The sequence below is a fragment of the Streptomyces sp. NPDC046870 genome, assembly GCF_040704595.1.
Taxonomy (GTDB): domain Bacteria; phylum Actinomycetota; class Actinomycetes; order Streptomycetales; family Streptomycetaceae; genus Streptomyces; species Streptomyces argyrophylli.
Genome location: NZ_JBEYXM010000002.1, coordinates 18,592 through 33,613 on the forward strand (window position 1 = coordinate 18,592; position 15,022 = coordinate 33,613).

Consider the following 15,022-nt stretch of genomic DNA (forward strand, 5'->3'; position numbering starts at 1 on the left):
CACCCCTAGCTTGTGCCGGGTGCGCCAACCCCCAGCTCCTCCGTTCGACGCCCCGGCGGCCCGCCGGCTGCGCGCCGCGCTCGGCATGGGCCCCGAGCACGTCGCCCACGGCATGCGGGCCTTGTACGGGCTGCCGTACGTCACACCCGATCTGGTGAGCGCCTGGGAACGCGGTGCCGTCACCCCGGGCCATGCCGAACTGACCGCCCTCGCGGGCGTGCTGTGGTGCGCTCCGGGCGAACTCCTCGGCCGCCCGCGGACCCTGGCCGAGCATCGCGTCGCCCGTGCCGTCGCACCCGAGGACGTCGCCCGTGCCGTGGGCATGGACGTGCGCTCGTACCTGCGCGTGGAGGAGAGCGGGCAGTGGCGGGGCAACGGGCGCCAGTCGGCCGCGCTCGCCCGGGTCCTCGACCTCGCCCTGCCCGACTTCCTCGCCGTCACCGGCCGCGAGGCCACGCTCGCCGGCCTGCTGCGCAGCGCGGTGACCACCCGCTGGCAGGCCTATGTGCGGCCGGTGCGGAAACTGGCCCCCCTCGGCACCGGTGTCCTCGAAGCGGTGCTCCGGGAACTGCACCGGGACTACCAGGGGCACATGGCCGCCACCCTCACCTGGGGCGGCGGCGGCACAGGTGCCGGCGCGTCCGGCCAGGAGTACCTGGAACGGATCGTGGACACCTTCTGGACGGCGGTGGAGAAGCAGACCGCCTAGAAGACCGACTCCGCCTCGTCCATCCGGTCCTTCGGCACCGTCTTCAGCTCGGTGACGGCCTCCGCCAGCGGTACCATCACGATGTCGGTGCCGCGCAGCGCGGTCATCTTGCCGAACTCGCCCCGGTGGGCGGCCTCGACGGCGTGCCAGCCGAAGCGGGTGGCGAGGACGCGGTCGTACGCGGTGGGGACGCCGCCGCGCTGGACGTGGCCGAGGATGACCGGCTTGGCCTCCTTGCCCAGGCGGCGCTCCAGCTCGTACGCCAGCGCGGTGCCGATGCCCTGGAAGCGCTCGTGGCCGTACTGGTCGATCTCGCCCTTGCCGTAGTCCATGGTGCCCTCGGCGGGGTGGGCGCCCTCGGCGACGCAGATGACGGCGAACTTCTTGCCGCGGGCGAACCGCTCCTCGACCATCTTGACCAGGTCGGCGGGGTCGAAGGGGCGCTCGGGCAGGCAGATGCCGTGGGCGCCGGCGGCCATGCCGGACTCCAGGGCGATCCAGCCGGCGTGCCGGCCCATGACCTCCACGACCATCACCCGCTGGTGTGACTCGGCGGTGGTCTTGAGGCGGTCCATGGCCTCCGTCGCCACGCCGACGGCCGTGTCGAAGCCGAAGGTGCGGTCGGTGGAGGAGATGTCGTTGTCGATGGTCTTGGGCACGCCGACGACCGGGAGGCCGGCGTCGGAGAGCATCCGGGCGGCGGTCAGGGTGCCCTCGCCGCCGATCGGGATCAACGCGTCGATGCCGAACTCCTCGACCATGTCGGCTGCGCCCTCGCACGCCTCGCGCAGCCGGTCGCGCTCCAGCCGCGAGGAGCCGAGGATGGTGCCGCCGCGGGCCAGGATGCCGCTGACCGCGTCCAGGTCGAGGGTGCGGTAGTGACGGTCGAGCAGACCCCGGTAGCCGTCCTCGAAGCCGATGACCTCGTCGCCGTACTGCGCCACCGCCCGGTGCACGACCGACCGGATCACGGCGTTCAGGCCGGGGCAGTCGCCGCCTGCGGTGAGAACTCCGATGCGCATCGTGCTGTGTCTCCTGCTCGCTGTCGTGTGCCGGTGAGCCGGTGTCGATTCTTTCACGTCCACCGGGCCGGTGAGATCCTGACGGGCGCCTTATCCGTCGACAGGGGTATTGTCAAGAGGGTTCTGCTCACCTCGGTGAGCGATTTTTATGCCGCAGAGGCGATGAAGGCGACACGAGGAACGGAGTGGACACGTGACGCGCAGCGTGTACGTGACCGGGATCGACCGCGGTGACGGACGCCAGGTCGTGGAGCTGGGGGTCATGGAACTCCTGACCCGGCAGGTCGACCGGGTGGGCGTGTTCCGGCCGCTCGTCCACGACGGCCCGGATCGCCTGTTCGAGCTGCTGCGGGCCCGGTACCGCCTCGCGCAGGACCCCCCGACCGTCTACGGCATGGACTATCACCAGGCGTCCGCGCTCCAGGCCGAGCAGGGCACCGACGAACTGGTCTCCGCCCTGGTCGACCGCTTCCACCTGGTGGCCCGGGACTACGACGTGGTCCTGGTCCTCGGCACCGACTACGCCGACACCCAGTTGCCGGACGAGCTGTCGCTGAACGCCCGGCTCGCCAACGAGTTCGGCGCCTCGGTCATCCCGGTGGTCGGGGGCCGCGGGCAGTCCGCCGAGTCCGTGCTGGCCGAGACCCGCAACGCCTACCGCGCCTACGACGGCCTCGGCTGCGACGTGCTCGCCATGGTCGCCAACCGGGTGGCCCGCGAGGACCGCGACGAGATCGCCGAACGGCTCGCGGACCGGCTGCCGGTGCCGACGTACGTGGTCCCCGACGAGCCCGCCCTGTCCGCCCCGACGGTCGCGCAGATCGCCCAGGCCCTCGGCGCGAAGGTGCTCCTCGGTGACGACTCCGGGCTCGCCCGGGACGCGCTGGGCTTCGTCTTCGGCGGTGCGATGCTGCCGAACCTCCTCGGCGCCCTGACCCCCGGCTGCCTGGTCATCACCCCGGGCGACCGCGCCGACCTGGTCATCGGCTCGCTCGCCGCGCACAGCGCCGGCACCCCGCCGATAGCCGGTGTGCTGCTCACCCTGGACGAGGTGCCGAGCGACGAGATCCTCACCCTCGCCGCCCGCCTCGCCCCCGGCACCCCGGTGCTCTCGGTGTCCGGCAACAGCTTCCCCACCGCCGAGCGGCTGTTCTCCCTGGAGGGCAAGCTGAACGCGGCCACCCCGCGCAAGGCGGAGACCGCCCTCGGCCTGTTCGAGCGGTACGCCGACACCACCGACCTGGCCCGCCGGGTCTCGGCGCCGAGCAGCGACCGGGTCACCCCGATGATGTTCGAGCACAAGCTGCTGGAGCAGGCCCGCTCCGACAAGCGGCGGGTCGTACTGCCGGAGGGCACCGAGGAACGGGTGCTGCACGCCGCCGAGGTGCTGCTGCGCCGGGGCGTGTGCGACCTGACCCTGCTCGGCCCGGTCGACCACATCCGCAAGAAGGCCGCCGACCTCGGCGTCGACCTCGGTGACACCCAGCTGATCGACCCGGCCACCTCCGAGCTGCGCGACTCCTTCGCCGAGAAGTACGCGGCCCTGCGCGCCCACAAGGGCGTCACGGTCGAGCTGGCCTACGACGTCGTCTCCGACGTCAACTACTTCGGCACCCTGATGGTCCAGGAGGGTCTGGCCGACGGGATGGTGTCGGGCTCGGTGCACTCCACGGCGGCCACCATCCGGCCGGCCTTCGAGATCATCAAGACCGACCCGGAAGCGTCGATCGTCTCGTCCGTGTTCTTCATGTGCCTGGCCGACAAGGTGCTGGTCTACGGCGACTGCGCGGTCAACCCGGACCCGAACGCCGAACAGCTCGCGGACATCGCCGTCCAGTCGGCGACGACGGCCGCGCGGTTCGGCGTGGAGCCGCGGATCGCGATGCTGTCGTACTCCACGGGCACGTCCGGGTCGGGCGCCGACGTCGACAAGGTGCGCGAGGCCACCGAGCTGGCCCGTTCGCGCCGGACCGACCTGAAGATCGAGGGCCCGATCCAGTACGACGCGGCCGTCGAGCCGTCCGTCGCCGCCACCAAGCTGCCCGGCTCCGAGGTCGCCGGGCAGGCCAGCGTGCTGATCTTCCCCGACCTCAACACCGGCAACAACACCTACAAGGCCGTGCAGCGCTCGGCCGGCGCGATCGCCGTCGGCCCGGTGCTCCAGGGTCTGCGCAAGCCGGTCAACGACCTGTCCCGGGGCGCGCTCGTCCAGGACATCGTGAACACCGTCGCCATCACGGCGATCCAGGCCCAGGGCCCCGCCCGGAACCCCAGCGAGAAGGCGTCCCAGCAGTGATCTCCCCCACCCGTGTCCTCGTCCTCAACTCCGGTTCCTCGTCGCTGAAGTACCAGCTGCTGGACATGCGGGACAGCAGCCGGCTCGCGGTGGGCCTGGTCGAGCGGATCGGCGAGCGGACCTCCCGCATCGAGCACACCCGCCTCACCGGCGGCGGCACCCGCGAGCGGACCGGGCCGATCGCCGACCACGACGCCGCCCTGAAGGCGGTCGCCGAGGAGCTGGCCCGGGACGGCCTGGGCCTGGACTCCCCCGAGCTGGCCGCGATCGGCCACCGGGTGGTGCACGGCGGGATGTTCTTCACCGAGCCCACCGTCATCGACGACGAGGTGCTCACCGAGATCGAGCGGCTGATCCCGGTCGCCCCGCTGCACAACCCGGCCAACCTCACCGGCATCCGCACCGCGCGGGCGCTGCGCCCGGACCTGCCCCAGGTCGCCGTCTTCGACACCGCGTTCCACACGACGATGCCGGAGCCGGCGGCGCGCTACGCGATCGACCCGAAGATCGCCGACCGCCACCGCATCCGCCGCTACGGCTTCCACGGCACCTCGCACGCGTACGTCTCGCGCCGGACCGCGCGGCTGCTGGGCAAGGACCCGTCCGAGGTCAACGTGATCGTGCTGCACCTGGGCAACGGCGCGTCCGCCTCCGCGGTCGAGAAGGGCCGGTGCGTGGACACCTCCATGGGACTGACCCCCTTGGAGGGCCTCGTGATGGGTACGCGCTCCGGTGATCTGGACCCGGCCGTCATCTTCCATTTGGCCCGGGTTGGGGATATGTCCATGGACGAGATCGACACTCTTCTCAACAAGAGGAGCGGTCTGTTCGGTCTGTGCGGGGACAACGACATGCGGGAGATCCGCCGCCGGATCGACGAGGGCGACGAAGAGGCCGCGCTCGCCTTCGACATTTACATTCACCGGATCAAGAAGTACATCGGCGCCTATTACGCCGTGCTCGGCACGGTGGACGCGGTGGCCTTCACCGCCGGGGTCGGCGAGAACGCGGCACCGGTGCGGGAGGCGGCGATCGCGGGTCTGGAGGGCATGGGCCTGGCGGTCGACCCGGAGCGCAACGCCGTGCGCGGCGGCGGACCACGGCTGATTTCGCCGGAGTCCGCCCGGGTGGCGGTCGCGGTGGTGCCGACGGATGAAGAACTGGAGATCGCGACACAGACCTACGCACTGGTCGGAAAGAACAACTGAATACCACCTGAGCGGTGTGGCACTCATTTGTATCTTCCGCCAGACGGAATATTCCGTAGCGAAACAAACCGATAGGATCGCCCCATGCGCCGTTCGAAAATCGTCTGTACTCTCGGCCCCGCGGTCGACTCCCACGAGATGCTCGTCGCCATGATCGAGGCGGGCATGAACGTGGCCCGGTTCAACTTCAGCCACGGCACCCACGCCGAGCACCAGGCGCGGTACGACCGCGTCCGGGCCGCCTCCAAGGAGACCGGCCGCCCCATCGGCGTCCTCGCCGACCTGCAGGGCCCGAAGATCCGCCTGGAGACCTTCGCCGAGGGTCCGGTCGAGCTGGAGCGCGGTGACGAGTTCGTCATCACGACCGAGGACGTGCCGGGCGACAAGCACATCTGCGGTACGACGTACAAGGGGCTGCCGAACGACGTCTCGCGCGGCGACCAGGTCCTCATCAACGACGGCAACGTCGAGCTGAAGGTCGTGGACGTCGAGGGCCCGCGGGTGAAGACGATCGTCATCGAGGGCGGTGTCGTCTCCGACCACAAGGGCATCAACCTGCCCGGCGCGGCCGTCAACGTGCCCGCGCTGAGCGAGAAGGACGTCGAGGACCTGCGCTTCGCCCTCCGCATGGGCTGCGACCTGGTCGCGCTGTCCTTCGTCCGGGACGCCAAGGACATCCACGACGTCCACCGCGTCATGGACGAGGAGGGGCGCCGCGTCCCCGTCATCGCCAAGGTGGAGAAGCCGCAGGCGGTGGAGAACATGGAGGACGTCGTGATGGCGTTCGACGGCGTGATGGTCGCCCGTGGCGACCTCGCCGTCGAGTATCCGCTCGAAAAGGTCCCCATGGTGCAGAAGCGCCTGATCGAGCTGTGCCGGCGCAACGCCAAGCCGGTGATCGTCGCGACCCAGATGATGGAGTCGATGATCACCAACTCCCGTCCGACCCGCGCCGAGGCCTCCGACGTCGCCAACGCGATCCTGGACGGTGCCGACGCGGTCATGCTGTCGGCCGAGTCCAGCGTGGGCGCGTACCCGGTCGAGACGGTCAAGACCATGTCGAAGATCGTCACCGCGGCCGAGCAGGAGCTGCTCTCCAAGGGCCTGCAGCCCCTGGTCCCCGGCAAGAAGCCGCGTACGCAGGGTGGTTCGGTGGCCCGTGCCGCCGCCGAGATCGCCGACTTCCTCGGCGGCAAGGGCCTGGTGGCCTTCACGCAGTCCGGTGACACCGCGCGCCGGCTCTCCCGCTACCGCGCGATCCAGCCGATCATCGCCTTCACCACGGACGAGGGCACCCGCAACCAGCTCACCCTGAGCTGGGGCGTGGAGTCGCACGTCGTGCCGTTCGTGAACACCACCGACGAGATGGTCGACCTGGTCGACCAGGAGATCGCGCGGCTCGGCCGGTTCGAGACGGGCGACACCCTCATCATCACCGCCGGCTCGCCCCCCGGGGTCCCCGGCACCACCAACATGCTCCGCGTCCACCACCTGGGCACCCAGAGCAAGTGACCCGTCCCGCAAGGGTCTTGCAAGGCACCGAGGGCGCCCCCCGCGACGGGGGGCGCCCTCGGTGTCGTGCGGCTCCCGGACCGGCTCGTACGACCGCTCAGTCGGTCGTGTACACGTGCATGCCGGGCACGTGCAGGTTGCCGCCGAACTGCGCCGCCTGGGTCACCTTGACGTCGGTGAAGTAGATCAGCGGGATGTTCAGCGGGGGCGGGCTGTCGGGGCTGAAGGTCACCGGGATCAGCCCGAACAGGTTGCCCGAGATGCTCTCGGTGTACATCACCGTGTCGCCGCCGGTGATGGTGGACGTCGAGCCCTTGGCGGCCTGGACGTGGTACGTCTTGTTCGCCTGCGCGTCCTTCACCGTCTGGTGCAGGTCACCGATGTCGGTACCGCCGGAGATGACGTACTTCAGCACCTTCTTGGTGGTGCCGCCCGCCGTCTTCACCTCGACGATGCCCTGGTAGTCGGCGCCCTTGAGGAGCAGGGAGCTGGCGTTCAGGTACCAGGGGTCGTTCGCCACCGCCACCTTGTTGTCGACGCCGCCCTCGTCGTCCGTGGCCACCGGGCAGTCGTCGGCCGGGGCGGACTCGCTCGCGGACGGGCTCGGCGTGGCCGAACCGGTCGCGTCACCGGCCGTCTTCGCGGCGTCCCCGGCCGTCCCGGAGACGGTTCCGGTGGTGCCGTCGACGGTGTCCTTGGCCGTGTCCGTGGCCTTCTTCACCGTGTCCTCGACGGTGCCGGTGGTGCCGCCGGACTCCGTGCCGCCGCCCGGCTTCGTGTCCCCGCCCGACTTCGTGTCCCCGCCGGACGGGGTGTCCGTGGACGGGGTGTCCGGGGTCTGCGGGGCGGACTGGGACGCGGACGGTGCCGGGGCCGGCGTCTGCGACGACGTGCCGGAGTCCTTGCCGCCGCCGGTGAGCAGGTCACCGAGCGTGTCGCCGATGGTGTCGAGGACGCCTCCGCCGCTCCCGGTCTGGGTGGCCGTGCCGCCGGTGGTCGTGTCACCGCCGGAACCCGAGCCCGAACCGGAGTCCGAGCCCGACGAACCCGACGACCCGGAACCCGAGGAACCGGAACCCGAGGAACCGGAACCCGAGGAACCGGAGTCCGACGACCCGGAGTCCGATGAGCCGGAGCCCGAGCCGGAGTCGGAGGACCCCGAGGTCGCGGTCGGCTCGGGCGTGCCCTTGTCGTCGGAACCTGAATCCGACGAAGAGGTGCCGCCCGGATCCTGCGTCTTCCCGCTCCCGGTGGTCTCCGTGGGCGACGGCGCGGCCGTCGTGCTCGGGGACGCCGACGGCGACGGCGTGGCCGAGGGGTCCTTGGAGCCGTCGTCCAGCGCCTTCACGCAGTCCTTGTACTCGTCGGCCGTCAGGCTCTTCGCCGACGTCGACGGGGACGGGCCGCCGTTGTTGTCGGCGAGGGCGAGCGTGGAGGTGAAGCCCATGCCCATGAGCACCGCCGTGGGCATGGCCACCGAGGCTATCGCCTTGCCGGCCGGCATGTGGAACCTGGTGAACAGCGGCTTTCTGGGGGCCGCGTGGCGGGGCCCGGTTCTCGCGCGGGACCCGTCCACGTCGGTCCCGCGGGTCACCTCGTCAGCCGGCACTGTGCCTCCCGTTCGCCCCGTTGGCCGGGCTCGTTCCTGACAGGTCGTTCTCCCACGGCGCCTTGTACGGCCCGGCCGGGGCCGCGCCGGCCGCCGGGTCCGTGCCCTGGTGCGGCAGCGGGGCCGTGTCGGGGGTACCGCCCTCGTCCGGGGTGGCCTCGGCCGGCGGCTGCTCCTGCGGGGGCGTGCCCGGCGCCCATGCCACGGCCAGCGCTCCGCCGACCAGGGCGAGCAGGAAGCCCACGACGAATCCGCCGAAGTTGGACACGGGGATGGACACCAGCGCCAGCAGGATCGCGGCGACGCCCGCGAAGGTCCGTACGTGCTTCTGGAACCAGAGGCTGATGCCCAGGACGATGAGCAGCACACCGATGATCAGGGACCCGGCTCCCGCGGTGGTCGCCATGGCCAGCGTCAGGTGCCCGAGCTGCAGGTGGGCGTACGGGAAGTACATGATCGGAAAGCCGCCGAGCATGACGAACAGACCGGCCCAGAACGGCCGCGTGCCCCGCCAGGCGCGGAACTGCAGCCTCCGGCGGGTGAACTGGCCGGGTACGGCGGCAGGATTCTCGGCGCTCATGGAAAACAGCTCCCTGGTGCGGCGTTGCTGTGGTGGTGATGTGTGCCGCGTGTGACGACGCGGCCGGAGTGTGGACGGGCGGGGGCGCCACTGGCTCCCCCGCCCGTCAGCGAGTGCTTAGTAGCACTCCTTGACACCCGTCGACAGCGACATCTTCAGGCCGCTGAGCTTGAAGGTTCCGGCGGTGGTCGCCCACGCCGTCTGCTTCACGCCGGACAGCGTGGCCTTGTCGGCCTGCTGGGCGAACCCGTACGGGTTGGCCTGCTCGGCGCCGCCCTTCATGCCCGGACCCTTGGAGGCGTCCTTGGCGGCCACACCGATGTCGATGTTCTCGAACGTGGCGTCGGCGTTCAGGTCGGCGACGTCGATGTAGATGTTGTCGGCCTGGACCTTGTCGGCACCCGCGCCGCCGGCCCGCAGGATCAGGCTGACGTTGCCGAAGATCGGCACGTCGGGCGTGACCACGGACTGGCACAGGTTGGTGATCTCGGCGTGCTTGAACGCCGAGACGGCCACCGGGTGCGCCGTCTTCTTGCCGTCCAGCGTGTAACCGCTGTCGATGGCGCCGTACTGCGAGAAGCCGGTGCCGACGAGCTGGTCGGCGGACACCTTGAACGACTGGCCGGACACGCTGAACGAGGCGGCCAGAGCACCCTGCGCGAGGGCGACACCTATACACGCCGTGGCGGCCACGCTGGGCACCATGACCACAGCGAACCGCTTCCATCTGGTCCCGCCACGCACCTGGGACTCCATATTTCCTCCTTCTCGGACGTACATCTCCTGGCCCGGACTCGCCCCCGAATGAGCGGCTCAGCCGGGCAGGGATGGGAGAAGTGCTACGTCCTCGGGAAGGAGAGCGCCCGCGCTCGGCGGCGCGAAACGCGCCCGAATCACCGGCGATCACCCCCGAGCGACAACCACTGGTCGCGCCTGACACGCATCACGCACAACCCTGCTGGACAGGCTTCGCCGGCCGGCGAAGACCCCCCTGCCCTAGAGCCGGCGCCACTGCCGCCGGCTCTGCTCGGTGGGGACCCAGAGTCTCCCGGTGACCCGACCGGCTGCCGGGGTACGGGAATGGACCGAGCGTCGCCGATCGTGGTGCATTCTCGGCCCTGACACAAGGGGGTTCGTTACTGGCTAGTAACGGCGGGATAACCGGAGGACGACCGACCGGTCTCGGACCGCGACGCTGGGTGTCACCGAAGGGCAGAGCAAAGCCGTTGATCCCTGGACGAATCCAGACAGACCAACGGCCTCGATTTACTCGGAGTAACAGCGACCGCCATTACCAAGATTTGGCAAAGTGCGGTCGCCGTGACGCGTCGTCGGCAAACCTTTCACCCCGGCATCACATGCCGTGGCGTTTAGCGACTGGTCAGAACAGGGCGCGCGCGAGGGCCCTGCGGGCGCCCACCACGCGCGGGTCCTCCTGGCCCACGACCTCGAACAGCTCCAGCAACCGCAGGCGTACCGCCTCGCGGTCGTCACCCGCCGTGCGCTGCACGGTCTCGATGAGCCGCCCGAAGGCGTCCTCGACGTGCCCGCCCACCAGGTCCAGGTCGGCGGCGGCGATCTGCGCCTGCGGGTCCTTCGGCTTGTCCGCGGCCTCCTGACGGACCTTCTGCGGGTCCATGCCCTGTACCCGCTGGAGCAACTCGGCCTGCGCCAACCCCAGTTTGGCCTCCGGGTGGGCCGGGTCGTCGGCCAGCACGTTCTTGTACGCCCGGACGGCCCCGCCGAGGTCGCCGGCGTCCAGTGCCTGCGCGGCGGCGTTCAGCGCGGCGTCGTACGGCCCCTCGGCCGCCGCGGCCCGCGGGGCGCCGCCCGGCTCGGCCTCCGGGTCGACGGTCAGACCGGTCAGACCGAAGCGCTGCTCCGCGACGGCCACCAGCTGGTCGAGGGTCTCCCGGATCTGCTGCTCGGCGGCCACCCCCTGGAAGAGCGGCAGCGCCTGGCCCGCCACGACGGCGAACACGGCCGGGATGCCCTGGATCCCGAACTGCTGCATCAGCATCTGGTTGGCGTCGACGTCGATCTTGGCGAGGAGGAAGCGCCCGTTGTACTCGACGGCCAGCCGCTCCAGGACCGGGCTCAGCTGCTTGCAGGGCTGACACCACTCGGCCCAGAAGTCGATGACGACCGGGACTTCGGCGGAGCGCTGCAGGACGTCACGCTCGAAGCCCGCCTCATCGACGTCGATGACGAGATCGGCCGGGGAGACGGCACCCGTACCGCCCTGCCGGGCCGCTTCGGCGCGCGCCTGCTCCGCCTTGGCCTTGGCCTCCTGGGCCGCCTTCACCGCGGCGAGGTCGACGACACCGCTCATGGACATGTTCCGTGGCTGCATGCGTCTATCCTCCCCCGATCCCGCGCCTGATGAAAAAACCGATGTGCGGCGCCGGGTCCCCACCCCACGCCTGGTGGTCGTCGCCCGTGTACGTCCCACACGAGCTTTCGCTACGACCCGTAGCGTAATGCCATGAGGGCACCGCGCGACACCACACCCCGGTGATCTCCCTCACGACCGCACAGATCCCGCCGGTTATGGTCGGGGCATGCCGAGCCGCACTCCCGCCAGCCGTACCGGCCGCCCGCGCAGCGCCGCCGCGGACGCCGCGATCCTGGCCGCGACCCGGGAGGCCCTCGTCGAACTCGGCTGGTCGAAGCTCACCCTGGGGGACGTCGCCACGCGGGCCGGGGTTGCGAAGACGACGCTGTACCGCCGCTGGGCGGGCAAGAACGAGCTGGTCGTGGACGCGGTGGCGGAGCTCTTCGACGAGCTGCAACTCCCCGACCGTGGCAGCCTCGCCGCCGACATCGAGGGCGTCGTCCTGCAGTTCGCGGCCATCCTGGCCCGTCCGGAGGCCAAGAGCGGCCTGATGGCGGTGGTCGCCGAGGCCACCCGCGACGACGCCCTGCGCGAACGCATCCGCGCCTCCATCGTGGACCGCCAGATGCGGCTGGTCCTGGCGGGCCGCGCCCGGGCCCAGCGCCGCGGCGAACTCCCCCCGGAACCGGACCCCGGCGAGTCCGCCCGCACCCTCGACCTCATCTTCGACGTGGTCGCGGGCGCGGTGGTCCACCGCACCCTGGTCAGCGGCAAACCGGCGGACGAGGAGTGGGTCCGCAGCTTCACCCGGCTGCTGCTGCTGGGCCTCACGTCCCAGCCGGCCGAGCAGGGGGCGGCAGCCACCTCCCGGCCGGCCGGGCACGGGACGACGCCCGACGGCGCCTGAGGTCTTTCGTTCGGATCAGGCGGGTCTAGAAGCCGGCCGGCTCCGTGTACACCCCCCACTCGTCCCGCAGCACCCCGCAGATCTCGCCCAGCGTCGCCTCGGCCCGCACGGCCTGAAGCATCGGCTCGATCATGTTGGCCCCGGACCGGGCCGCGGCGAGCATCGCGTCCAACGCCCCCCGCACGGCCGTCTCGTCCCGCGCCGCCTTCCGCTCGGCGAGCACCCGCACCTGCTCCCGCTCCACCTCGTGGCTGACCCGCAGGATCTCCAGGTCCCCGGTGACGGACCCGGTGTGGACGTTGACGCCGACGACCTTCTTGTCCCCCTTCTCCAGCGCCTGCTGGTACCGGAAGGCGGACTCCGCGATCTCCCCGGTGAACCACCCGTCCTCGATCCCGCGCAGGATGCCGGACGTGATGGGCCCGATCGGGTGTCGCCCGTCCGGGTGAGCCCGCAGCCCCCGCTCCCTGATCTGCTCGAAGATCTTCTCCGCGTCCGCCTCGATGCGGTCCGTGAGCTGCTCGACGTACCAGGAGCCGCCCAGCGGATCGGCGACGTTGGCGACCCCGGTCTCCTCCATCAGCACCTGCTGCGTGCGCAGCGCGATCTCGGCGGCCTGCTCGGAGGGCAGGGCGAGGGTCTCGTCGAGGGCGTTGGTGTGCAGCGAGTTGGTCCCGCCGAGCACGGCCGCCAGCGCCTCCACCGCCGTACGCACCACGTTGTTGTACGGCTGCTGCGCGGTCAGCGAGACACCCGCGGTCTGCGTGTGGAACCGCAGCCACTGCGCCTTCTCGGACGTCGCGCCGTACACGTCCCGCATCCAGCGCGCCCAGATCCGGCGGGCCGCCCGGAACTTGGCGATCTCCTCGAAGAAGTCGACGTGCGCGTCGAAGAAGAAGGACAGGCCGGGCGCGAAGACGTCGACGTCGAGACCGCGGCTGAGGCCCAGCTCGACGTACCCGAACCCGTCCGCCAGCGTGTACGCCAGCTCCTGCGCGGCCGTGGCCCCGGCCTCCCGGATGTGGTACCCGGAGACGGAGAGCGGCTTGTACGCCGGGATCCCCGCCGCGCAGTGCTCCATCAGGTCGCCGATCAGCCGCAGGTGGGGCTCGGGCTGGAACAGCCACTCCTTCTGGGCGATGTACTCCTTGAAGATGTCGGTCTGGAGGGTTCCGTTGAGCACCGCCGGATCGACGCCCTGCCGCTCGGCGGCGACCAGGTACATGCAGAAGACGGGTACGGCGGGCCCGCTGATGGTCATGGAGGTCGTCACATCCCCCAGCGGGATGTCCTTGAACAGCACCTCCATGTCGGCGGCCGAGTCGATGGCGACCCCGCAGTGCCCGACCTCGCCGAGGGAGCGGGGGTCGTCGGAGTCCCGCCCCATGAGCGTCGGCATGTCGAAGGCGACGGACAGGCCCCCGCCGCCGGCGGCGAGGATCATCTTGTACCGCTCGTTGGTCTGCTCGGCGTTGCCGAACCCGGCGAACTGCCGGATCGTCCAGGTGCGGCCGCGGTAGCCGGTCGGATGGAGCCCGCGCGTGAAGGGGTACTCCCCGGGCCAGCCGATCCGCTCGAATCCCTCGTACGTGTCGCCCGGTCGGGGCCCGTACACCGGCTCCACGGGGTCGCCGGAGAGCGTGGTGAAGTCCGCGTCGCGCTTGCGCGCGGCGTCGTAGCGGGCCTGCCAGCGTCGGCGGCCCTCCTCGATGGCGTGAGCGTCCATGCCATCGAATTTACTTGGACGTCCTAGTAAATGTCGATGGCAGACCGCCGTACGGCGTCCGTACGGCGGTACCCGCTACGCCTTGGCGACGGCCGGGGCCTCGTCGGCGACCCGGGGCTCCAGCTCGCGGCTGATCTTCCGCTCGACGAAGAACGCGGCGGTCGGGATCGTCCCCGCCAGCAGCACCCAGAGCTGGCGGCCGACCGGCATCTTGGCCTTGGAGCCCAGGTCGAACGCGAAGATCAGGTAGACGACGTACAGCCAGCCGTGGGCGATGGCGACGACCCGGGTGAAGTCGGCGGCACCGTCCACGTCCAGCCCGTACTTCGCGATCATGCTCAGGCAGAGCAGCACCAGCAGCACGCCGGTGGTGTAGGCCATGACGCGGTAGCGGGTCAGCACGCTTTTTTTCATGGAGCGAGCGTAACCACCCGTTCCGGGAGATCTTGCCCCGGGTCACCGCTCCTCGAAGTCGTGTGCCGCGATCCGCAGCGGGCGCAGCAGCGCGAAGATCTCCTGGCACTCCTCGGCGTCGTACGCCCCGAGCCCGAAGTCCATGGCCATCAGGTCGCGGGTGGCCGCGTCGACCACCTCGCGCCCCTTGTCGGTGATGACGGCCAGCGTGCCGCGCCCGTCGTTGGGGTTGGGCCGCTTGGCGACCAGCCCGGACCTCACCAGCCGGTCCACCGTGTTCGTCACGGACGTGGGGTGCACCATCAGCCGCTCACCGATCTTGGACATCGGCAGCTCGCCGGCCTTGGAGAAGGTGAGCAGCACCAGCGCCTCGTACCGGGCGAACGTCAGCCCGTACGGCTTGACCACCGCGTCCACCTCGGAGAGCAGGATCTGCTGGGCCCGCATGATCGAGGTGATCGCGGCCATGGACGGCACCTTGCCCCACCGCTGCTTCCAGAGTTCGTCGGCGCGGGCGATGGGGTCGAACGGGAGGCTGAGAGGCTTCGGCACGTCATCAGACCCTACCGGCCGGTCATATGCCGGTCAGCTCCGTCTCGCCTTTCGGTCCCCGGCCGCCCACGAGCGCGTGCCGAGGCCCCCTCCTGGGGCGGCGGACCCGGGGGTACGGCGGCCACCACGCGCCCGTACCCACCCGCGCGGCC

At 70.7% G+C, this 15,022-nt stretch carries 13 protein-coding genes; 5 read left to right on the forward strand and 8 right to left on the reverse strand.

Annotated features, from left to right (window positions below; genetic code table 11):
- Nucleotides 1–19: 19 nt before the first annotated feature.
- Nucleotides 20–709, forward strand: coding sequence for an XRE family transcriptional regulator (locus AB0946_RS04530; protein ID WP_366759158.1), 690 nt, complete (start codon nt 20–22; stop codon nt 707–709).
- On the opposite strand, the gene AB0946_RS04535 is transcribed toward AB0946_RS04530, so the two are convergent.
- Nucleotides 706–1,731, reverse strand: a complete 1,026-nt coding sequence (locus AB0946_RS04535; protein WP_366759159.1) for an ATP-dependent 6-phosphofructokinase — start codon at nt 1,729–1,731, stop codon at nt 706–708. The genes AB0946_RS04530 and AB0946_RS04535 overlap by 4 nt on opposite strands.
- 193 nt (nt 1,732–1,924) lie before the next feature.
- On the opposite strand from AB0946_RS04535, the gene pta reads away from it, so the two are divergent.
- The 3 genes from pta (at nt 1,925) to pyk (ending at nt 6,747) form a co-directional block, all read left to right on the forward strand.
- A complete protein-coding gene (gene pta, locus AB0946_RS04540; protein WP_366759160.1) occupies nt 1,925–4,027 on the forward strand; it encodes a phosphate acetyltransferase in 2,103 nt (700 codons plus the stop codon).
- Nucleotides 4,027–5,235 carry an acetate kinase gene (locus tag AB0946_RS04545; protein WP_366759802.1) on the forward strand — a complete coding sequence of 403 codons (1,209 nt, stop codon included), beginning with the start codon at nt 4,027–4,029 and terminating at the stop codon, nt 5,233–5,235. The genes pta and AB0946_RS04545 overlap by 1 nt, the downstream gene beginning before the upstream one ends.
- 84 nt (nt 5,236–5,319) lie before the next feature.
- Entirely contained in the window at nt 5,320–6,747 is a 1,428-nt protein-coding gene (gene pyk / locus AB0946_RS04550) for a pyruvate kinase (protein ID WP_366759161.1), read from the forward strand.
- A 97-nt stretch (nt 6,748–6,844) separates the two neighbouring features.
- Here the strand turns inward: pyk and AB0946_RS04555 are convergent, their stop codons facing one another.
- The 4 genes from AB0946_RS04555 to AB0946_RS04570 form a co-directional block, all read right to left on the reverse strand.
- Entirely contained in the window at nt 6,845–8,251 is a 1,407-nt protein-coding gene (locus AB0946_RS04555; RefSeq protein ID WP_366759162.1) for a hypothetical protein, read from the reverse strand.
- Nucleotides 8,252–8,345: 94 nt separating this feature from the next.
- Nucleotides 8,346–8,936: a DUF6114 domain-containing protein gene (locus tag AB0946_RS04560; protein ID WP_366759163.1), complete on the reverse strand. Its 591-nt coding sequence runs from the start codon at nt 8,934–8,936 to the stop codon at nt 8,346–8,348.
- A gap of 117 nt (nt 8,937–9,053) precedes the next feature.
- Nucleotides 9,054–9,641, reverse strand: coding sequence for a DUF6230 family protein (locus tag AB0946_RS04565; protein WP_366759164.1), 588 nt, complete (start codon nt 9,639–9,641; stop codon nt 9,054–9,056).
- Between the two features lie 676 nt (nt 9,642–10,317).
- Entirely contained in the window at nt 10,318–11,289 is a 972-nt protein-coding gene (locus AB0946_RS04570) for a tetratricopeptide repeat protein (RefSeq protein ID WP_366759165.1), read from the reverse strand.
- A 208-nt stretch (nt 11,290–11,497) separates the two neighbouring features.
- Between AB0946_RS04570 and AB0946_RS04575 the strand changes: the two genes are divergently transcribed.
- Nucleotides 11,498–12,178: a TetR/AcrR family transcriptional regulator gene (locus AB0946_RS04575; RefSeq protein ID WP_366759166.1), complete on the forward strand. Its 681-nt coding sequence runs from the start codon at nt 11,498–11,500 to the stop codon at nt 12,176–12,178.
- Between the two features lie 25 nt (nt 12,179–12,203).
- On the opposite strand, the gene AB0946_RS04580 is transcribed toward AB0946_RS04575, so the two are convergent.
- The 3 genes from AB0946_RS04580 to AB0946_RS04590 form a co-directional block, all read right to left on the reverse strand.
- Complete coding sequence (locus AB0946_RS04580; protein ID WP_366759167.1) at nt 12,204–13,904, reverse strand: methylmalonyl-CoA mutase family protein; 1,701 nt, start codon at nt 13,902–13,904, stop codon at nt 12,204–12,206.
- Nucleotides 13,905–13,979: 75 nt separating this feature from the next.
- The gene (locus AB0946_RS04585; RefSeq protein ID WP_366759168.1) at nt 13,980–14,318 is read right to left on the reverse strand and encodes a DUF3817 domain-containing protein; all 339 of its coding nucleotides are present in this window, start codon (nt 14,316–14,318) and stop codon (nt 13,980–13,982) included.
- A gap of 42 nt (nt 14,319–14,360) precedes the next feature.
- Nucleotides 14,361–14,870: a MarR family transcriptional regulator gene (locus AB0946_RS04590; RefSeq protein WP_171152733.1), complete on the reverse strand. Its 510-nt coding sequence runs from the start codon at nt 14,868–14,870 to the stop codon at nt 14,361–14,363.
- Between the last annotated feature and the right edge of the window lie 152 nt (nt 14,871–15,022).